The sequence below is a fragment of the Streptococcus sp. 20925_1_77 genome, from assembly GCF_041432125.1.
Taxonomy (GTDB): domain Bacteria; phylum Bacillota; class Bacilli; order Lactobacillales; family Streptococcaceae; genus Streptococcus.
The window spans coordinates 1-21,206 of sequence record NZ_JAPVZB010000018.1 but is presented as its reverse complement, the minus strand read 5'-3'; the positions used below and the strand labels follow the sequence as shown (position 1 = coordinate 21,206).

The following is a 21,206-nucleotide window of genomic DNA, read 5'->3' as shown; positions in this document are numbered from 1 at the left end:
CCAATTAAAAACCAGAGAGGCTTCCTCTCTGGTTTTTTCTATGCCTTAAAAGAAGAGGAGGTACAAAAAACAGCTTGCTTCCATATTGGTAAGCAAACTGTTTCAAGAGATTAGTGTAAGAAGCGTTGAAGGAATTCCTTGGTCCGTTCTTCTTTGGGATTACTAAAGATTTCTTTTGGATCTCCCTGCTCAGCAATGACCCCCTTGTCCATGAAGATGACACGACTAGAGACATCGCGGGCAAATTCCATTTCGTGGGTTACGACGATCATGGTCAAACCTTCTTTAGCGAGGTCCTGCATGATTTTCAAAACTTCCCCAACCATTTCAGGGTCCAGGGCGGAAGTTGGTTCATCAAAGAGGATGGCATCAGGATCCATGGAAAGGGCACGCGCGATAGCAACCCGTTGTTTTTGGCCTCCTGAAAGTTGTTTCGGACGGGCAGCCCAATATTGAGATCCCATACCGACTTTTTCAAGGTTTTCTTTGGCAACTTTTTCTGCGGTTTCACGATCACGCTTGAGGACGGTCGTTTGTGCCACAATGGTATTTTCCAAGACATTTAAATTTTCAAAAAGATTAAAGCTTTGGAAAACCATTCCCAATTTCTCGCGGTAGTGGGTAAGATCATACTCAGGATCAAGAACATTTTGCCCACGATAGAGAATCTCTCCAGCAGTAGGAGTCTCTAGAAGATTGATGGAGCGAAGAAAGGTTGATTTTCCGCTACCTGAGCTCCCGATGATGGAGATCACCTCTCCTTTTTCAACCGTGAGCGAAATATCTTTCAAAACCTCATTTTGACCATAAGATTTTTTTAAATGTTGAATTTCAAGAATTTTTTCTGACATTATTTCACCTCATTGACTTGCATTTGATTTGCACCTGTAGTATAAGTATCAGAATCTAAGCGACGTTCGATGTAGCGAAGGATTCGTGTGATAGTAAAGGTGAGAACGAAGTAAATCACAGCGATGATCGTAAAGGTTGGGAAGTATTGGTAATTTTGAGTTGCGACCGTATTTCCTGTAAAGTACAGTTCAACTACAGAGATAACATTTAAAACAGATGTATCCTTGATGTTAATAACAAATTCATTCCCTGTTGCTGGCAAGATATTGCGAACAACCTGTGGAAGGACGACCTTGCGCATGGTTTGTCCATGGGTCATTCCTAGAGCAGTCGCTGCTTCAAACTGACCTGGATCCACTGCTAAGATCCCACCACGAACAATCTCACTCATATAAGCTCCGGTATTGATTGATACGATAAAGATGGCGGCCCAGGTACGATCCAAGGAAATGTTGAAGGCTTGGGCGGAACCATAGAAAATGACCATGGATTGAACGATCATCGGAGTTCCACGGAAGATTTCAATGTAGACATTGAGGAACCAACCAAAGGCAGTTTGACATCCAGCAAGGAATTTATTTTTAGCCTTCGGAGCTGTTCGGAAGACACCGATTAACAAACCGATAATCAACCCAGCGATAGTTCCAGTCATAGAGATTAAGAGGGTCATTCCAGTTCCCCGTAAGAACTGTGGGCCATTATCCTTTAAAATCTTCATCATTTGGCTAAAGAATGTCTGCTTATCATCACTAGCATCACTGGAAGCTGGTTGCTTCTTAATCATATCATCCATGAGTTTGACTTGGTCTTCAGACGAAATCTTAGCTAGTGCGGCATTGACTTGGTCAAGTCTAGTATCACCCTTCTTCATCCCGATAGCGATGGTCGCATCTTCTTCTCCAACTTCAAATCCTTTTTTGAATTGGATCATCTTAAATTTTGAATTAGCGGACTCAGCGGTTAGGGCTTCTGGTCGTTCGGAAACATAAGCATCGATGACGCCGGATTCAAGCGCTTGACGCATTTGGGCAAAGTCTCCCATGGCGGTTTCTTGTTTTGCACCCTTGAGTTGGGAGATAAGAGAGTAGAGGTAGACCCCTTGTTGAGAGGTAACCTTTGCATCTTTAAAGTCATCTAGACTAGTGGCATTCGCATAGTTTCCGTCTTTGCGGACCAGCATGACCGGCTCGCTGGTATAGTAGCTATTAGAGAAGGCGACCTCTTTTTTACGTTCAGCAGTGGGACTCATCCCGGCGATAATCATATCGATTTTACCAGATGTGAGTGCTGGAATTAAACCGTTCCAAGATGTTTTCACGATCAAAGGTTTTTTACCTAAATCCTCAGCAACTTTTTTGGCGATTTGGACATCGTACCCATTGGCATATTGGTTGGTACCATCAATCTTCACGGCTCCATTTGAATCATCTTCCTGTGTCCAGTTAAAGGGAGCGTAGGCCGCTTCCATTCCGATTCGTAAATAGTCATCTGCATGAGCAACCTGTGTGATACCTAGGCAAATGAAAAGCCCTGTTAAGAGCGCGAATAATGTTTTTTTCATTTTTTCTCCTCTTCCTTATTTTAACTCTTCCTATTGTACGGTAAAATAGGTTGCATTTCAAGCATGCTCCTCTTTTTATTTAAAAAATGCTATAATAATACAAAGGAGCGTGATCAAATGAAAAAGTATTTGTATGTTTTTTTCGCCTTTCTGGCCTGCCTTTTTGTCAGTCAGAACGTCCATGCATCTAGCCCCTCTTATGATGTATTGTACTATGGTGGAACCTTGACCTTGGATACCTGGGACGATGCCACCTATGAGGAGGAGTTGGTCTATTATTTCAAAGATTCATACAGAGGGCAGTATGTTAGTCTAGGAACGGCGGGGAATATGCCACAAGGCTTCGCAATTGAGATGCCGCCAAAGGTTGAGGTGGAAGGCCGTGATCTTCAAAGAGAACCCGAGATTACGAATCTAGGTGATGGCTACCGAGTGAAAATTTATAACAGTGGTGTGGCGACAGATACAGTCAAAATTAAAGTCACATGGAAATTAAAAAATCTTCTTTATTCACACAAGGATATCTTGCAGTTAAACTGGAAACCAATCACAGATGGCGATCAGAAGGTGGATGAAGTTCAATTTCGTGTCATTCCTAAGTTCGCACCAGCCAATGCCCAATCGGAACTGTATATCCATACAGCCTTTATGGGACCAGATGTGACTGTAAAAAAAGAAGATGGAATCTATTCTGCTACTTTCTATAACCTAGGCAAAGGAAAGGCTGTGGAGTTGTATGGTTACTGGTTGAAGTCAGACCTAACTACTTTGTATGATTCTGGTCGAAATACAGGATTGACCAAATTGGATGAATTTCACAAGAACCAAGCTAAAATTGAACAGGAAAAATACTGGACACGCATGTTTTGGAACTGGATCTTACCAGCCTTATTTATTGCACTCTGGCTTCTTTCTCTCTTGGGTCACAATCGGTTCAAAAAAATGATTTGGCCTGGTGTGACCTATCCGACCGATACTCGTCTTTATGAAATTCCACAGGATATTGCACCTCTTGTCATGAGTTCGGTTGTTTATTCAGCTGAATTAGACGAGGCCTCCCCGACCAATAAAGAGAAGGCAACTCCGCCAGTATTCACATTTGAAAAAATGCTTCAAGCTACATTGCTAGATTTGATGGATCGTGGAGTGATTGTCTACGAGCAACAAGGAAATGAAGTCGTTTTGACCAGGAAGTCTCATGGACATGTGGATGATTTTGAACGCTCTTTTATGAATATGGCTTTTGGGGATCAGGTTTCCTGTACCGTTAAAGATATCTTTAAGAATTATGAATTTAGTGATGACGTATACAAACATGCCAAAAAAGCAGATCAAGATGCTATTCGTTCGCTAGGAAGTAGGGCTCAGGCTCACTTTGATACGGCTGTCAACCAGGTAGCCAGAGATGTTCATCGCAAGGTGGAAGATCTCCATTTGCCAAGCTACTATCGCCCTTTAGAGGCAAATGAAGAAGCGCAAGCTAGACGAAGCCTCTTCTTTGGTTGGGCTGCTTGGTTTATCGCCCTTGGAGCAGAAATCTTTGCCATCTTTGGGATGGGTTGGTTCTCGGTTCCTTGTTTGATAGGGATCCTCATACTTTGGTTTATGCCAGTGCGCTTCAATGGTGTCTTTAAAGCATGCTTACGAGATGGGGTTGTCAATCTTGCGGGTGCTGAGCAACGCTATTACTGGGATAGTTTTGGTCGGATGTTAAAAGAGATTGCTCACCTCAACGATGCAGAGTTGCAGTCTCTTGTCCTATGGAACCGCTTATTGGTCTATGCGGCCTTGTATGGTGTAGCCGATCAGGTCACAAAGGTCATGAAACTTCGGAATATTCAGTTAGAAAATCAAGCCTTAAATGCTTTCGTTTACACCCCATTCTATCATGATGTGACCCACTCAAGTCATGCCATGTCTACTTATGGATCGACAGCATCGACAGCTAGTCATTTCACAGTTTCTTCTGGTAGTGGAGGAGGCTTCTCTGGCGGAGGAGGCGGAGGAGGCTTTGGTGCCTTCTAAGCAGCACTAAGAATGGTCTTAGTCTCTCTTACCCTTCTAGTTTGGAAGGCCTGGTCCGGTCCATAGATTTATGATATAATAGAGCAAATGTAAGTTTAGGAGAAAAAGATGTTTCTGATCGAATTAATCAAAGCGATCCTTTTTGGGATTGTCGAGGGGATTACAGAATGGCTACCGATCTCAAGTACAGGTCACTTGATTCTACTACAGGATTTTGTGCAGTTTAAAAACCAAGATCCAGCCTTTATGGAGATGTTCAATGTTGTGATCCAATTGGGTGCGATCCTAGCGGTTGTGGTAATTTATTTTGATAAATTATATCCGTTTAAACCAGGGAAATCAGCAGTAGAAGTGCGTCGGACCTGGCAGTTATGGGCAAAAGTTGCAGTTGCAACCCTCCCGCTTGTCTTTGTTTTTAAATTAGATGATTGGTTTGAGGCGCATTTCCACAATTCGATTTCCGTTGCAATTATGTTGATTACCTACGGGATTGCCTTTATCTATTTGGAAAGACGGGAACAGGTCGAACCTGCAGTGACAGAGTTGCATAAGTTACCTTATCGAACAGCTCTTTATATCGGACTTTTCCAAGTCTTATCGCTATTTCCAGGTACAAGCCGTTCAGGTGCTACGATTGTAGGGGGCTTGATCAATGGTGTTAGCCGTCCAGTGGTGACAGAGTTTACCTTTTATCTGGGTATCCCGGCTATGTTTGGGGCTAGTCTCTTAAAGGTTGGGAAATTCGCTCTTGGCGGGCATTCACTTGCACTAGGGCAACTTTTTATTCTACTGGTAGCGATGGGAGTGGCATTCGTAGTCAGCATGTACGCCATCCGCTTCTTGACAGATTATGTGAAAAATCATGATTTCACCGTCTTTGGGAAATACCGTATTGTTCTTGGTTCCATCTTGTTATTGTATGGCCTCTTCCGTGTTATTTTCTAAGAGAACGGTTGAACTCGATCAAATTGTTTATTGAGGTTGGAGACTTTTGTCCTGACCTCTTTTCTATGCATCCTTTTTTTGAATTCTATCCATTTTTTTAGTATAATAGTAAGACTAGAAGTATGAGGTTATGCTATGAAGATGAAGCAAATTAGTGATTCAACAATTAAGATCACGATCCAACTAGAAGACTTAGAAGAACGTGGGATGGAAATTGCTGATTTCCTTGTCCCACAAGAAAAAACAGAAGAATTTTTCTACGCTATTTTGGATGAGCTCGAAATGCCAGAAAGCTTCCTGGATAGCGGGATGCTGAGTTTTCGTGTGACACCAAAACCAGATAAACTGGATGTTTTTGTTACCAAATCAAAAATTGACCAACAATTGGATTTTGAGGATTTGTCAGATCTTCCTGATATGGAAGAGTTGTCACGCATGACGCCAGATGAATTTATCAAAACCTTGGAAAAAACAATCTCTGATAAGACAAAAGGGGATGCAGAAGCTATCCACCATTTGGAACAAGAAGAGTTGCGGGACAATCAAGAACAAGATCCTACATCTGAAGCACCAGTAAGTCAGTATATTTATTACATTTTGCGTTTTTCAAATATCCAACAAGCAGTTGCCTTTTCAAAAACGGTCAGCTTTCCAGTGGATACTTCTGAATTATACAAAATGGGGTCTGATTATTATTTAACTGTCTTGATCGATACAGAGGATCAACCAAATCAATATCCAACCTGGTTACTTGCTATCATTCGGGAGTATGCGGATGATTCAGAAGTGACACGGGCCGTTCTGCAGGAACATGGTCATTTATTAATGGTGTCTGGTGCGATTGAGAATTTGAAGAAAGTTGCTAGCTTATGATGTCCTTTTCCTTGCAATTTGTTCTGGTGCTGATTGGAACTTTTATGATTGCCTTGGTATTGACGCCCTTGGTTCGCCTATTCTCCTTTAAGATTGATGCCGTAGATTATCCGAATGCGCGTCGGATCAATACCAAGCCCATGCCAAGCGCGGGTGGACTGTCTATTGTGATTGCTTTTTCAATTGCGACTCTTGTGTTTATTCCTATGCTGACATCCACTACCGCACCAATCAAAAGTTACCTATCTTATACCTTGCCGGTCGTGGGCGCAGGATGGATTATCGCTCTCACAGGCTTGATCGATGATGTAAAAGAGTTGTCTGCCAAGAAAAAGATGATCGGCATCCTGCTGGCAGCGAGTCTGGTCTGGTTTTTGACAGATTTTCGTCTAAATGATTTTAAGATTCCGTTCGGTGGGCCCTTACTTCATTTTGAACCATGGCTTTCTTATCTTTTGACAGTGATTTGGATTGTTGCTATTACCAATGCGGTCAATCTGATTGATGGATTAGATGGATTGGTGAGTGGAGTCTCTATTATTTCCCTAGTAACAATGGGGATTGTGTCCTATTTCTTTCTACCAGTACCCAATCTCTTTCTGACCATGACGATCTTTGTCTTGGTTGCGTCCATCGCAGGTTTCTTTCCCTTTAACTACCATCCAGCTATTCTCTATTTGGGAGACACCGGTGCCTTGTTTATCGGATTCATGATTTCTGTTTTGTCCTTGCAAGGTTTGAAAAATGCGACAGCTGTTGCAGTAGTCACCCCAATGATTATCCTTGGTGTACCGATTACAGATACCTTTTTAGCCATTATCCGTCGGACCCTGTCTGGTCAAAAATTCTATAAACCGGATCGCAATCACTTGCACCACCGACTTCTGTCTCTGGGCTTGACACATCGGGGAACTGTATTGGTGATCTATGGAATCTCGATGATTTTCTCCTTGATTTCTCTCTTGCTCAACATCTCGAGTCGCATTGGGGGCGTCCTACTTGTGATCGGGCTCTTGTTTGGGGTAGAGTTGTTAGCAGAATTGATTGGGGTTCTGGGGCCACATCATAGTCCTTTGTTAAATGTTCTGCGCTATATAGGGAATTCTTCCTATCGGGAGGAAGTTCGTCAAAAACGAAAAGAAAAAACTAAATAAGAATAGTTCTAATCAAAAGAAAAGCCATTTAGGCTTTTTTTTGATATACTTGAAAGGTAAAAAAATACTTTGTGATGAAGGAATCTTTGCTTTGAGAAACCTTCCAGACTTCAAAGTAAAAAGAAAGGGAATGCAATGTCGACATTAGAAATTAAAGACCTTCACGTTGAAATTGAAGGCAAAGAAATTTTAAAAGGTGTAAACCTGACCCTAAAAACTGGTGAGATCGCAGCCATCATGGGACCAAACGGAACAGGGAAATCTACTCTGTCAGCTGCCATTATGGGAAACCCAAATTATGAAGTAACCAAAGGGGAGATTCTGTTTGATGGTGTCAACATCTTGGAATTGGAAGTAGACGAACGTGCACGGATGGGCTTGTTCCTTGCCATGCAATACCCTTCAGAAATCCCAGGAATTACGAATGCAGAATTTTTACGTGCAGCCATGAATGCTGGTAAAGAAGAGGACGAGAAGATCTCTATTCGTGATTTCATCAAAAAATTGGATGAAAAGATGGAACTGCTCAACATGAAAGAAGAAATGGCAGAACGCTATTTGAATGAAGGCTTTTCAGGTGGTGAGAAAAAACGCAATGAAATCCTTCAATTGTTGATGTTGGAACCAACATTTGCCCTTTTGGACGAAATTGACTCTGGTTTGGATATTGATGCTCTTAAGGTCGTATCTAAAGGGGTTAATGCAATGCGGGGTGAAGGTTTTGGAGCGATGATCATCACCCACTACCAACGTTTGTTGAACTATATTACTCCTGACGTCGTTCATGTGATGATGGAAGGCCGTGTTGTGCTTTCAGGTGGGCCAGAATTGGCTGCACGCTTGGAACGTGAAGGCTATGCACAACTTGCAGAAGAACTCGGTTACGACTATAAAGAAGAACTATAACCTGATGACAAGTGATCTAATGTTGTCATAAAATCAAACAGATAGTATCTTTATTAGGAGAAAAAAATGAGTATTGAAAATATTACCCTCTTTTCGGAATTGCATGCTGAGCCAAGCTGGCTGCAAGATTTACGAAAAAAAGCTTTTGACAAGATCGATCAGTTGGAATTGCCAGCCATTGAACGCGTCAAATTCCACCGCTGGAATCTTGGGGATGGGACGATCACAGAAAGTGAGGCTTCTGCCAATGTTCCCGATTTTACAGCCCTCGATTCAAACTTAAAATTGGTCCAAGTTGGAACTCAGACTGTTTTTGAACAGGTGCCACAAGCCTTGGCAGACCAAGGAGTCCTTTTTACAGATTTCCATTCTGCCCTAGAAGAAATTCCGCAGGTGGTAGAAGACTACTTTATGTCTTCGGTTAAATACGATGATGATAAACTAGCAGCATACCACACAGCTTATTTTAATAGTGGGGCTGTCCTCTATATTCCAGATAACGTCGAAATTTCAGAACCAATCGAAGGCATTTTCTACCAGGATAGCGACAGTGATGTACCTTTCAATAAACACATTTTGATTATTGCAGGCAAAAACAGCAAGTTCAGCTATTTGGAACGCCTAGAATCAAAAGGTGATGGCTCAGCAACAGCAACTGCTAATGTGACGGTTGAGGTGATTGCCCGCTCAGGTGCCCAAGTGAAATTTGCGGCGATTGACCGTCTGGGTGAAAATGTCACAGCCTACATCAGTCGACGTGGGAAACTAGGTCAGGATGCCAGCATTGATTGGGCTATCGGTGTTATGAACGAAGGTAACGTGGTTGCAGACTTTGACAGTGACTTGGTTGGAAACGGAAGTCATGCAGATTTGAAAGTCGTTGCTTTATCAAGCGGTCGTCAGGTTCAAGGAATTGACACCCGCGTGACCAACTTTGGTTGCAACTCGATCGGAAATATCTTGCAACACGGGGTTATTCTTGAAAAAGGAACCTTGACCTTCAACGGAATTGGTCATATTATCAAGGGGGCTAAAGGAGCAGATGCTCAGCAAGAAAGCCGTGTCTTGATGTTATCGGATCAAGCGCGTTCAGATGCCAATCCAATCCTTTTGATTGATGAAAATGATGTCACAGCAGGCCATGCTGCATCGATCGGTCAAGTGGACCCAGAAGACATGTATTACCTCATGAGTCGTGGTCTGGATCAACACACAGCGGAACGATTAGTGGTGCGTGGTTTCTTGGGATCTGTTATTGTTGAAATCCCAGTTAAAGAAGTACGTGATGAAATGATTGCCACCATTGAAGAAAAGTTATCTCAACGCTAAGGAGAAACAATGCTAGATAAAAATACGATTGCTCAAGATTTTCCCATTCTCGATCAACTAGTTCACGATGAGCCTTTGGTTTATCTAGATAATGCAGCGACGACGCAAAAACCTAAACGTGTTCTTGAAGCAGTTAATCACTATTATTTGCAAGATAACGCCAATGTTCATCGTGGAGTCCATACTTTGGCTGAACGAGCGACAGCAGCCTATGAGGCAGCGCGTGAGAAAGTCAGAAAATTTATCAATGCTTCATCAACCAAGGAAGTGCTCTTTACAAGAGGGACAACGACTGGACTCAACTGGGTAGCCCGCTATGCAGAAGAAGTCCTAAAGGAAGGGGATGAAGTCCTAATTTCCATCATGGAACATCACTCCAACATCATTCCTTGGCAGCAAGCCTGCAAGAAGACGGGAGCGAAACTGGTCTATGTCTATCTAAAAGATGGCTTACTGGATATGCAGGACTTAAAGAGCAAGCTTAGTGAGAAGACAAAATTTGTCTCCATCACCCATGCTTCGAATGTCTTAGGGGTGGTCAATCCGATCAAGGAAATTGCTCGATTAGCTCATGAAGTTGGAGCGATCATGGTTGTAGACGGGGCTCAATCAACCCCTCATATGGCCATTGATGTACAAGACTTAGATGCGGATTTCTTTGCTTTTTCTGGCCACAAGATGGCTGCACCAACAGGGATTGGTGTCCTCTATGGGAAAGAAGAAATCTTAGAGCAAATGTCTCCGATCGAGTTTGGGGGCGAGATGATTGACTTTGTTTACGAGCAATCTGCCTCTTGGAAGGAATTGCCTTGGAAATTTGAAGCTGGAACACCTAATATGGCGGGCGCAATTGGTCTTGGTGCAGCGATCGATTACTTAGAAGAGCTGGGGATGGACCAGGTAGAAGCGCATGAGCAAGAATTGATTGCCTATGTGTTTCCAAAATTACAGGCTATCGAAGGCTTGACCATCTATGGTTCCCAAGACTTAGCCCAACGTTCTGGCGTCATTTCCTTCAATCTAGGAGATCTCCATCCGCATGACTTAGCAACAGCATTAGATTATGAAGGGATTGCTGTTCGTGCAGGTCACCACTGTGCACAACCGCTCCTTCAATACCTACAAGTCCCAGCGACAACGAGAGCAAGTTTTTATCTCTACAACACCAAAGCGGACTGTGATAAATTAATTGAGGCATTGATCAAAGCAAAGGAGTTTTTCAATGGCACTTTCTAAATTAGATTCGCTGTACATGGCGGTCGTAGCTGACCATTCAAAACACCCCCACCACCAAGGACAGATTGAAGATGTTGATCAGATCCAACTCAACAATCCAACTTGTGGAGATGTGATCCAGTTAAGTGTGAAATTTGATGAGAATGACAGGGTGGAAGATATTTCCTTTGTGAATTCAGGCTGTACGATCTCAACCGCTTCAGCTAGTATGATGACGGATGCTGTAATGGGAAAAACAAAAGAGGAAGTTGAAGAATTGGCACAGGTCTTTTCAGAAATGGTCCAAGGCCAATCAGATCCTCGGCAAGAGGAGTTGGGAGATGCAGCCTTCTTATCTGGAGTCTCAAAATTCCCACAGCGGATTAAATGTGCGACCCTCTCCTGGAATGCTCTCAAAAAAGCGATCGAACGTAGCAAATAATTAAAAGAAGAAACAGAGAAAGAAAGGAAATTATGGCTGAAGAAAGAGTCGAACCGAAACCAATTGATCTCGGTGAATATAAATTTGGATTTCACGATGACGTTCAACCCATTCTCTCTACCGGGAAGGGATTGAATGAAGCGGTTATTCGTGAATTGTCTGCAGCAAAAAATGAACCAGAATGGATGCTCGAATTCCGTTTGAAATCTTTTGAAACCTTCAAAAAGATGCCCATGCAAACCTGGGGAGCCGATCTATCAGAAATTGACTTTGATGATTTGATCTATTATCAAAAACCTTCGGATAAACCTGCCCGTTCATGGGACGAAGTTCCAGAGAAAATCAAGGAAACCTTTGAGCGTATCGGGATTCCTGAAGCGGAACGTGCTTACTTAGCGGGGGCTTCTGCTCAGTATGAATCAGAAGTGGTTTACCACAATATGAAAGAAGAGTTTGAAAAGTTGGGGATTATCTTTACCGATACGGATTCTGCCCTAAAAGAATACCCAGACCTTTTCAAACAGTATTTTGCGAAGTTAGTACCACCAACGGATAACAAATTGGCTGCCCTCAACTCAGCAGTCTGGTCTGGTGGAACCTTCATTTATGTACCAAAAGGCGTAAAAGTAGATGTTCCCCTTCAAACTTACTTCCGTATCAACAATGAAAATACAGGTCAGTTTGAGCGTACCTTGATTATCGTGGATGAGGGAGCAAGCGTTCACTACGTAGAAGGCTGTACAGCACCGACCTATTCAAGCAATAGCTTGCATGCTGCAATTGTTGAGATCTTTGCCTTGGATGGAGCTTATATGCGTTACACGACCATCCAAAACTGGTCTGACAATGTCTACAACTTGGTCACCAAGCGGGCCAAAGCTCAAAAAGATGCCACAGTTGAGTGGATCGACGGGAACTTAGGAGCCAAGACAACCATGAAGTACCCATCTGTTTATCTGGATGGAGAAGGAGCGCGTGGGACCATGTTGTCCATTGCCTTTGCGAATGCAGGTCAACACCAAGATACAGGTGCCAAGATGATCCACAATGCCCCTCACACTAGCTCGTCTATCGTATCCAAATCCATCGCGAAGGGTGGCGGAAAGGTAGACTACCGTGGACAAGTGACTTTCAACAAGAACTCTAAGAAATCAGTTTCTCACATTGAGTGTGACACTATTATCATGGATGATTTATCTGCATCAGACACGATTCCATTTAATGAAATCCACAACTCACAAGTTGCTTTGGAGCACGAGGCCAAGGTTTCAAAAATTTCAGAAGAACAACTTTATTATTTGATGAGTCGTGGTTTGTCTGAATCAGAAGCGACAGAAATGATTGTCATGGGATTTGTAGAGCCCTTTACAAAAGAACTTCCAATGGAATACGCCGTTGAGTTAAACCGACTCATTAGCTACGAAATGGAAGGATCTGTAGGATAATTCATTTTCATCAATCAAAAATCACAATGGATTTGACTCCATTGTGATTTTTTTACTTATAATTTTTCGTTGACATAACGAACAAATTCATTCCACCAAACCTTTAAGAAAAAGCTTTTCTCAATGGTTCTTCCTGCTACCATATCGACTGTTGGTTCTTGATCTTCTAAGTAGCCACGTCCGATTTTATCTGGATCAGTGTAGTGTAATTTTCCAAGACTTGTGCCTGATTTGACAGGTGCTCGGAATGATTCTTGGTTACTTTTGAATTGAATTTTTGGTTCCGCTTGACTGCCTTGCTTTTCGACGATATAGAAGTCTTTTTTTGCAACAGCTAAAACAGTCTCGGATTTCCCATCCATGACAGTTGCCTTACTTTTTCCGTAGGGATCTCCTTCTTTGACGACAATGGAAGAAACAAAGGTTCGTACCACGTAGTTCATCAGAGAAGAAGTAGCCACAAAGCGTGCATATGGATCACCGTCAACTGCCTCCACTCCTAGGACAACTGTGATCATATGGATGCCATTTTGCGTCGTCGATGCAGCAAAGGTGATGCCTCCTTTGGTAGAGTTGCTGACCCGAAGGCCGTCAACGCCCGAACGGTAATTTGGCATGCCTTCTAGCATCAGGTTGGGGTTTTCAATCTGCGTGTTTGAAAAAAGAGCAGTGGGCTTTGAAGTATATTTGGTCACTTCAGGAAAATCCTGGAGTAAGTGCTTGGCAATAACAGCAATATCATAAGCACTCAATTGATTTTCGTCTTCTTTCCCGTCGGAATCTCCGCTGATGGTTTGAGTATTTAACCCGGTAGCATTGATTAAATGAGGAGATTGAATGCCCCATTCAGCAAGTTTTTGCTTCATTTTTTCAACGAAGCTTTTTTCGGAGCCCCCCACTTTCTCAGCTAAGGCCAAGGCAGCAGTGCTAGAATTTCCAACTAAAAGAGCAGTCAATAACTGTTCAACTGTATATTGGTTCGCTTCCATAGGAAGAGTACCAGCACCTTCGATATCATTTAAGGCCAGAGCTTTCTCAGACAATTTGATAGGATCTTTTAGAGAAAGTTTTTTTTCATGAATGGCTTCGAAAATCAGATAAGTGGTCAAGAGTGTAGATAGTCCCCCCACATCTCGCTTTTTCTCTGAATCCTTTTCATATAAGATTTTACCTGTATCAGCTTCAACAGCAATAGCGCTTTGAGCAGGAAGATCCAGATCATCTGCTAGAACGACTTGATAAGGTAAACTGCATAACAGCAGCATGAAGGTAAAAAAAGAAAGAAAGAATTTTTTCACAGTTGTTTCCTCGTTGCTTAGTCCTCTCTATTGTATCATACAAATGATCAATGGAAAATCGTAAAATCATCAATTAGGCTAAAAAGTCAATCATAGCAAGGTTTTTGGCTGGTGTTGAAGCAAATATTCAGAAAATTTAGTTTACTTTTTTTTCTACTTGTGATATAATCTTAAACAAATCTAAAAAAACTATTGGAGAATTCCTATGAAAAAAGGTAAAGTATTCGCAGTTGCCGGAGTAACACTCCTTGCAGCTGGATTGTTAGCTGCATGTTCTGGTTCTAATACTAGTAAAGCAAGCTCAGGCGAAGACAAAAACTATGGTTATGTCTACACTTCAGATCCAACAACTTTGGACTATACAATTTCTTCTAAAGCTGCTACCCATGACATCACTACAAATGTGGTAGACGGTTTGTTAGAAAATGATAAATACGGTAACCTTGTACCTTCACTTGCGGAAGACTGGTCTGTTTCTAAAGACGGTTTGACTTATACCTACAAGATTCGTAAAGGTGTCAAATGGTATGATGCGGATGGTGAAGAACACGGCGAAGTGACTGCCAAAGACTTCGTGACTGGTTTGAAACACGCTGCTGATAAAAAATCAGAAGAACTTCCACTAGTTCAAGGCTCAATCAAAGGCTTGGATGATTATGTGCAAGGAAAAACTACAGACTTCAGCCAAGTTGGTGTCAAAGCGGTTGATGATTACACACTTCAATACACATTGAACAAACCTGAAACTTTCTGGAACTCTAAAACGACTAACGGAATTTTGTTCCCAATAAGCACAGAGTTCTTGAAGAGTAAGGGAGATGATTTTGGTCAACCAAACGATGTGAAGTCAATCCTTGCAAACGGACCTTTCCTTCTTAAATCAATCACTTCAAAATCATCTGTTGTATTTGAAAAGAATGACAACTACTGGGATAAGAAAAACGTTCACCTGAAAGAAGTAAAATATACTTATTACGATGGATCAGACCAAGATTCATTGGCACGTGGATTCTCTGATGGTGCTTATACAAAAGCTCGCCTTTTCCCTGCAAGTTCAAACTTTGCAACTGTAGAGAAAAAATATAAAGACGATATCTTTACTACACCAGCAGGATCAGGTGTAGCAGTTCTTGGCTTTAACCTTGATCGTCAATCTTACAAACACACTGCAAAGAAATCCGATGCTGAAAAATCTTCTACTAAGAAAGCAATTTTGAACAAAGATTTCCGTCAGGCCGTCACTTTTGCCTTGAACCGTGAAAGCTACTCAGCACAAGTCAATGGTAAAGAATTTGCTAAACCAGCTATCCGTAATACATATGTTGCACCTGCGTTCGTACAAGTAGATGGAAAAGACTTCGGAAATGTAGTTGCAGATAAGTTGACTACTTATGGAGACCAATGGAAGGGTATCAACCTTGCAGATGGTCAAGATGGTCTTTACAACAAAGATAAAGCGAAAGCACAACTTGAAAAAGCCAAAGCTGAACTTCAAAAAGATGGTGTTCAATTCCCAATTCATATTGATGTACCGGTAGCACAAAATTCTACAAACTTTGTTTCACGGATGCAATCTCTGAAACAAACTGTGGAAGATACTCTTGGTAAAGACAATGTCGTTCTTGATCTTCAAATGATGGACTCAGACGAAGTGTTGAATATTACTTTGAATGTGCCATCAGCTGCAGACGCAGACTGGGATCTTCAAGGAATGGTAGGATGGAACCCAGACTATGATGATCCATCAACTTACCTTGATACTCTTCAACCAGCTTCTGAGGACCAAACAAAAGTTTACCTTGGTTTTGCAGGTGGTGTAGATAACCCATCAGCAAAAGCTGTAGGTTTGGATGAGTTTGCAAAACTTCTTGACGATGCAAACAACGAAACACAAGATGTTGTGAAACGTTATGAAAAATACGCAGCAGCTCAAGCTTGGTTGACAGATAGTGCGATTGTTATTCCAACGATGTCAAGTACAGGTGCTGCAACAGTTGTTTCTAAGGTAGTTCCATTCTCTGAACCATCATCACAAACAGGTAACAAAGGTTCAACATACTTGAAATACGTTGAAGTTCAAGATGAGCCGGTTACTAAGAAACAATACGATGAAGCCCTTAAGAAATGGCAAAAAGAAAAAGCTGAGTCAAACAAAAAAGCTCAACAAGATCTTGAAAAACACGTTAAATAATTAAATTATTGATTTTCATTAGAACTTTCTCTTCTAGGGGAGAAAGTTCTTTTGGACATTAAAGGAATGAAATATGAAAAAATATGTTTTTATGCGTATTTTGCGTTCGTTAGTGTCGATCTTTCTCGTCACGACATTAACCTACATGATTATCTATACGCTAACACCGAGAAATCTCATCTTTAAAAATGACCCCAACTACAATAAAGTAGCGAAGACAAAAGATTCGAAGATCAACTACGAAAATACAGTCTATGATCGCATGGGTTATTTGGAATACATGGATTCAAAGAGCTTGCAACAAAAAGCAAGTAAAGAAGATTCTTCTGTAACAGTTGATGCGACTACTGCTAATGAAAAGATCTATAAAGAATACATTAACAAATTAGGTCATGGTTGGCAGTTGAAACGTTTCCCAGAAAGTAAGTCTTTTTATGCGGTGCGTGAAATTCCGGTTTTTGAACGTGTCATCAGCTTCTATGCAAATTTGATTCAGTTTGATCATCCAGGTTGGGTGAAAGATGCCTCAAATCCAAACCTCAAACGCTATATCCGTATTGAAAATGATCCATCTATTGGTTGGTCAGTTGTAGGTTCTGGTACGAAACACAAATACCTCTTGTACTTTAATGGTCAATTCCCATATGTACACCAAAACTTTGTGACCTTAAACCTTGGAAATTCATATCCAACTTATTCTAATACCCCAGTTCTTCAAGTTATTACACAAGGACAAGGAACGACTAAGAAGAGTGAAGTGAACTTCCCGACAGGTAAAAAGACATCTTCAATTGATATCTACTCACGTACCTACAAATCACCAAGTAAGGCAGACTCACAAGACATCAGTCGATTTGGTAAAGGGGACGCTTATACAGCAACGTTGAGCAACTATGAGAATCCATCCATGATTGCATCTTCTTCAATCATTGGTTTGATTGGTATTGCGATTGCTTACTTGATTGCGATCCCATTAGGGTCTTACATGGCTCTGTTCAAGAACTCATGGTTTGATAGCATCTCAACAGCAACCTTGACATTTATGATGTCTCTTCCAACTATTGCCCTTGTTTACATTGTGCGTCTAGCAGGTTCATTTGTTGGACTTCCAGACTCATTCCCAGTACTTGGAGCACAGGACTGGCGTTCATATGTATTGCCGTCTCTGATTCTTGGTTTGTTGAGTGCGCCATTTATCGCAGTTTGGATTCGTCGTTACATGATCGATATCCATTCGCAAGATTTCGTCCGTTTTGCTCGTTCAAAAGGATTGTCAGAACGTGAGATCTCGAGAAAACACATCTTCAAAAATGCGATGGTTCCATTGGTATCTGGTATTCCAGGTTCTATCATTGGAGTTATCTCAGGTGCGACACTTACTGAAACAGTCTTCGCTTTCCCAGGTATGGGTAAAATGTTGATTGACTCTATTAAAGCATCAAACAACACCATGGTCATCGGACTTGTCTTCATCTTCACATCACTTGGTATCTTTGCTGCCATGTTAGGTGATATCTTGATGACAGTGCTTGATCCACGAATTAAATTAACGAATACGAAAGGAGGCAAATAATGGCTACAATCGATAAAAATAAATTTCAGTTTGTAAAACGCGATGACTTTGCCTCTGAAGTAATCGATGCTCCAGCGTATTCATACTGGAAATCTGTATTCAGACAATTCTTGAAAAAAAGAACCACGATCATTATGCTTGCTATTTTGATTGGGATTCTCTTGATGAGTTTTGTCTACCCGATGTTTTCAAATTTTGATTACAACGACGTAAGTAAGGTAAATGACTTTTCAGCACGTTTGAATCCACCAAGTGCCAAAGCTTTCTTTGGTACAGATAATAACGGTAAATCCCTCTTTGATGGAGTTTGGTTTGGTGCTCGGAATTCAATTATCATTTCCTTCATCGCCACTGTTATTAACGTGGTAGTCGGAGTTATCGTTGGTGGAATTTGGGGGATCTCAAAATCTATCGACCGTATCATGATGGAAGTTTATAACGTTATTTCAAACATTCCATTTATGTTGATCGTTATCGTCTTGACTTACTCAATGGGATCTGGTTTCTGGAACTTGATTCTTGCCATGTCCTTAACAGGATGGATCGGAATTGCTTATACCATTCGTGTCCAAATCATGCGTTACCGTGATTTGGAGTACAACCTTGCCAGCCGAACATTAGGAACACCAACAATGAAAATTGTTACGAAAAATATTTTACCTCAATTGGTATCTGTTATCGTGACACAAACATCACAGTTGCTTCCAAGCTTTATTTCTTACGAAGCCTTCCTTTCCTTCTTCGGACTGGGTCTTCCAATTACAGTTCCAAGTTTAGGACGGTTGATTTCTGACTATTCTCAAAACGTAACTACAAATGCCTACCTATTCTGGATTCCGCTTACTGTTTTGATTTTAGTATCCTTGTCATTCTTTATCGTCGGACAAAACTTGGCCGATGCCAGCGACCCACGTACACATAGATAGGAGGAGTAGATATGACATCAAATAACAATATTATTTTATCTGCTCAAGATATCGTAGTGGAATTTGACGTGCGCGATCGCGTACTGACAGCTATTCGTGGCGTATCGCTTGAGCTAGTAGAAGGTGAAGTGCTTGCCTTGGTTGGTGAGTCAGGTTCAGGGAAATCAGTTTTGACAAAGACGTTCACCGGAATGTTAGAAGATAATGGCCGTATTGCCCAAGGTTCGATTAAATACCGTGGTCAAGAATTGACAGATTTGAAATCGAATAAAGATTGGGAAAATATTCGTGGATCTAAGATCGCTACAATTTTCCAAGACCCAATGACAAGTTTGGATCCAATCAACACAATTGGTTCACAAATTACAGAAGTCATTATCAAACACCAAGGGAAAACAGCTAAAGAAGCCAAAGAAATGGCTTTGGACTATATGGAGAAAGTTGGAATTCCAGATGCTGAACGTCGTTTTGATGAGTATCCATTCCAATATTCAGGTGGGATGCGTCAACGGATCGTTATTGCCATCGCCTTGGCCTGCCGTCCAGATATCTTAATCTGTGACGAACCAACAACAGCCCTTGACGTAACCATTCAAGCGCAAATCATTGATTTGTTGAAATCCCTTCAAAAAGAATACCAATTTACAGTTATCTTTATCACCCACGACTTAGGTGTGGTTGCAAGTATTGCAGATAAAGTAGCCGTTATGTATGCTGGAGAAATTGTTGAGTTTGGTAAAGTAGAAGAAATTTTCTACGATCCAAAACATCCATACACATGGAGCTTGCTTTCAAGCTTGCCTCAATTGTCAACCTCAGATGGTGATCTTTACTCTATTCCAGGGACTCCACCATCATTGTATGCTCCAATTAAAGGAGATGCCTTCGCACTTCGTTCAGACTATGCGATGCAAATTGATTTTGAAGAAGAGGCACCTGCTTTCAAAGTAACCGATACTCACTGGGCTAAGACATGGTTGCTCCATCCAGATGCACCAACAGTTCATAAACCAGAAGTAATCGAAAACCTTCACGAAAAGATTGGCTCAAAAATGGGCTTCACTCACATTACAGAATAGGAGGAAGGAAATGACTGAAAAATTAGTTGAAATTAAAGATTTAGAAATTTCCTTCGGTGAAGGAAGTAAAAAATTCGTTGCTGTAAAGAACGCCAACTTCTTCATTAATAAGGGAGAAACGTTCTCTCTTGTTGGTGAATCAGGAAGTGGGAAGACAACAATTGGACGTGCGATCATCGGTCTGAATGATACAAGTGCTGGAGAAATTATTTATGACGGTCGCAAGATCAACGGAAAAAACTCTCACAGTGAAAAATCAGAGTTGATCCGTAAGATTCAAATGATCTTCCAAGACCCAGCAGCAAGTTTGAATGAACGTGCAACAGTTGATTATATTATCTCTGAAGGTTTGATCAACCACCATTTGTTCAACAGTGAAGAAGAACGTCAGGAAAAAGTAAAAAATATTATGCATGAAGTTGGGCTTCTTGCAGAACATTTGACACGCTACCCTCACGAATTCTCAGGTGGTCAACGTCAACGGATCGGTATTGCCCGTGCACTTGTTATGGAACCAGAATTTGTCATTGCGGATGAACCAATCTCAGCCCTTGACGTTTCAGTACGTGCACAGGTCTTGAACCTGTTGAAAAAATTCCAAAGAGAATTAGGCTTGACCTATCTCTTTATCGCCCATGACTTGTCAGTTGTGCGCTTCATTTCTGACCGTATTGCAGTTATCTATAAAGGGGTTATTGTAGAAGTAGCAGAAACTGAAGAGCTATTTAACCACCCAATCCATCCGTACACACAATCCCTACTTTCAGCGGTCCCAATTCCAGATCCAATTCTAGAACGTAAAAAAGTTCTAAAAATCTACGATCCAGAACAACATGATTACTCTGAAGATAAACCACAAATGGTTGAAATTAAACCAGGTCATTATGTATGGGCTAACAAAGCTGAAGAAAACAAATACAGACAAGAATATAAATAGAGAGGATATCCTCTCTATTTTCTTTATTTCAAAAAAACTTTCAAAAAAATAAAAAATTTTTTAAAAAAGTGTTGACAGTAAGGGTAGGTCATGATATACTAATATAGTTGTCGCGCGAGAGCGACAAAGACCTTTGAAAACTGAACAAGACGAACCAATGTGCAGGGCACTATAACTAAGGTTATAGTAACTGAACAATAAAAAAACAATAAATCTGTCAGTGACAGAATGAGTTTAAGACAAACAATTATTTTAATGAGAGTTTGATCCTGGCTCAGGATGAACGCTGGCGGCGTGCCTAATACATGCAAGTAGAACGCTGAAGCTTGGTGCTTGCACCGAGCGGATGAGTTGCGAACGGGTGAGTAACGCGTAGGTAACCTGCCTGGTAGCGGGGGATAACTATTGGAAACGATAGCTAATACCGCATAACAGTAGATGTTGCATGACATTTG

Annotated in this window: 17 protein-coding genes and 1 rRNA gene; 15 read left to right on the top strand and 3 right to left on the bottom strand. The window is 41.4% G+C overall.

Annotated elements, in window-relative coordinates:
* Nucleotides 1-110: 110 nt before the first annotated feature.
* Nucleotides 111-851 (bottom strand): amino acid ABC transporter ATP-binding protein, encoded by a 741-nt coding sequence (locus O3626_RS08945; RefSeq protein ID WP_049498720.1) that lies wholly within the window; start codon nt 849-851, stop codon nt 111-113.
* The gene (locus O3626_RS08940; RefSeq protein ID WP_315377520.1) at nt 851-2,413 is read right to left on the bottom strand and encodes an ABC transporter substrate-binding protein/permease; all 1,563 of its coding nucleotides are present in this window, start codon (nt 2,411-2,413) and stop codon (nt 851-853) included. Before O3626_RS08940 ends, O3626_RS08945 begins: the two co-directional genes overlap by 1 nt.
* A gap of 117 nt (nt 2,414-2,530) precedes the next feature.
* On the opposite strand from O3626_RS08940, the gene O3626_RS08935 reads away from it, so the two are divergent.
* From O3626_RS08935 to sufB, 9 genes are all read left to right on the top strand, one after another.
* The gene (locus O3626_RS08935; protein WP_371496474.1) at nt 2,531-4,438 is read left to right on the top strand and encodes a DUF2207 domain-containing protein; all 1,908 of its coding nucleotides are present in this window, start codon (nt 2,531-2,533) and stop codon (nt 4,436-4,438) included.
* A gap of 108 nt (nt 4,439-4,546) precedes the next feature.
* Complete coding sequence (locus O3626_RS08930; protein ID WP_254733163.1) at nt 4,547-5,383, top strand: undecaprenyl-diphosphate phosphatase; 837 nt, start codon at nt 4,547-4,549, stop codon at nt 5,381-5,383.
* 135 nt (nt 5,384-5,518) lie between these two features.
* Entirely contained in the window at nt 5,519-6,256 is a 738-nt protein-coding gene (gene mecA, locus O3626_RS08925; RefSeq protein WP_003004768.1) for an adaptor protein MecA, read from the top strand.
* Nucleotides 6,253-7,410, top strand: coding sequence for a glycosyltransferase family 4 protein (locus O3626_RS08920; RefSeq protein ID WP_023919310.1), 1,158 nt, complete (start codon nt 6,253-6,255; stop codon nt 7,408-7,410). The genes mecA and O3626_RS08920 overlap by 4 nt, the downstream gene beginning before the upstream one ends.
* 135 nt (nt 7,411-7,545) lie before the next feature.
* The gene (gene sufC / locus O3626_RS08915) at nt 7,546-8,316 is read left to right on the top strand and encodes a Fe-S cluster assembly ATPase SufC (protein ID WP_003004238.1); all 771 of its coding nucleotides are present in this window, start codon (nt 7,546-7,548) and stop codon (nt 8,314-8,316) included.
* A 66-nt stretch (nt 8,317-8,382) separates the two neighbouring features.
* On the top strand, nt 8,383-9,645 hold the full coding sequence (sufD, locus tag O3626_RS08910) for a Fe-S cluster assembly protein SufD (protein ID WP_049485794.1): 1,263 nt from the start codon (nt 8,383-8,385) through the stop codon (nt 9,643-9,645).
* A gap of 9 nt (nt 9,646-9,654) precedes the next feature.
* Nucleotides 9,655-10,881 (top strand): cysteine desulfurase, encoded by a 1,227-nt coding sequence (locus tag O3626_RS08905; protein ID WP_371496471.1) that lies wholly within the window; start codon nt 9,655-9,657, stop codon nt 10,879-10,881.
* On the top strand, nt 10,868-11,302 hold the full coding sequence (gene sufU, locus O3626_RS08900; RefSeq protein ID WP_371496469.1) for a Fe-S cluster assembly sulfur transfer protein SufU: 435 nt from the start codon (nt 10,868-10,870) through the stop codon (nt 11,300-11,302). Before O3626_RS08905 ends, sufU begins: the two co-directional genes overlap by 14 nt.
* A 32-nt stretch (nt 11,303-11,334) precedes the next feature.
* The gene (gene sufB / locus O3626_RS08895; RefSeq protein ID WP_003010279.1) at nt 11,335-12,747 is read left to right on the top strand and encodes a Fe-S cluster assembly protein SufB; all 1,413 of its coding nucleotides are present in this window, start codon (nt 11,335-11,337) and stop codon (nt 12,745-12,747) included.
* 56 nt (nt 12,748-12,803) lie between these two features.
* Here the strand turns inward: sufB and O3626_RS08890 are convergent, their stop codons facing one another.
* Nucleotides 12,804-14,045: a serine hydrolase gene (locus tag O3626_RS08890; RefSeq protein ID WP_371496467.1), complete on the bottom strand. Its 1,242-nt coding sequence runs from the start codon at nt 14,043-14,045 to the stop codon at nt 12,804-12,806.
* A gap of 205 nt (nt 14,046-14,250) precedes the next feature.
* Here O3626_RS08890 and O3626_RS08885 point away from each other — a divergent pair, with 205 nt between their 5' ends.
* The 6 genes from O3626_RS08885 to O3626_RS08860 form a co-directional block, all read left to right on the top strand.
* Nucleotides 14,251-16,236, top strand: coding sequence for a peptide ABC transporter substrate-binding protein (locus tag O3626_RS08885; protein ID WP_061590699.1), 1,986 nt, complete (start codon nt 14,251-14,253; stop codon nt 16,234-16,236).
* A gap of 73 nt (nt 16,237-16,309) precedes the next feature.
* Nucleotides 16,310-17,809 carry an ABC transporter permease gene (locus O3626_RS08880; RefSeq protein WP_021154493.1) on the top strand — a complete coding sequence of 500 codons (1,500 nt, stop codon included), beginning with the start codon at nt 16,310-16,312 and terminating at the stop codon, nt 17,807-17,809.
* A complete protein-coding gene (gene oppC, locus O3626_RS08875) occupies nt 17,809-18,735 on the top strand; it encodes an oligopeptide ABC transporter permease OppC (RefSeq protein WP_049488657.1) in 927 nt (308 codons plus the stop codon). Before O3626_RS08880 ends, oppC begins: the two co-directional genes overlap by 1 nt.
* An 11-nt stretch (nt 18,736-18,746) precedes the next feature.
* Nucleotides 18,747-19,814 carry an ABC transporter ATP-binding protein gene (locus tag O3626_RS08870; RefSeq protein ID WP_003004369.1) on the top strand — a complete coding sequence of 356 codons (1,068 nt, stop codon included), beginning with the start codon at nt 18,747-18,749 and terminating at the stop codon, nt 19,812-19,814.
* 10 nt (nt 19,815-19,824) lie between these two features.
* Nucleotides 19,825-20,751, top strand: a complete 927-nt coding sequence (locus O3626_RS08865; RefSeq protein ID WP_003010296.1) for an ATP-binding cassette domain-containing protein — start codon at nt 19,825-19,827, stop codon at nt 20,749-20,751.
* 251 nt (nt 20,752-21,002) lie between these two features.
* Nucleotides 21,003-21,206, top strand: a 16S ribosomal RNA gene (locus O3626_RS08860); the annotation flags it as partial.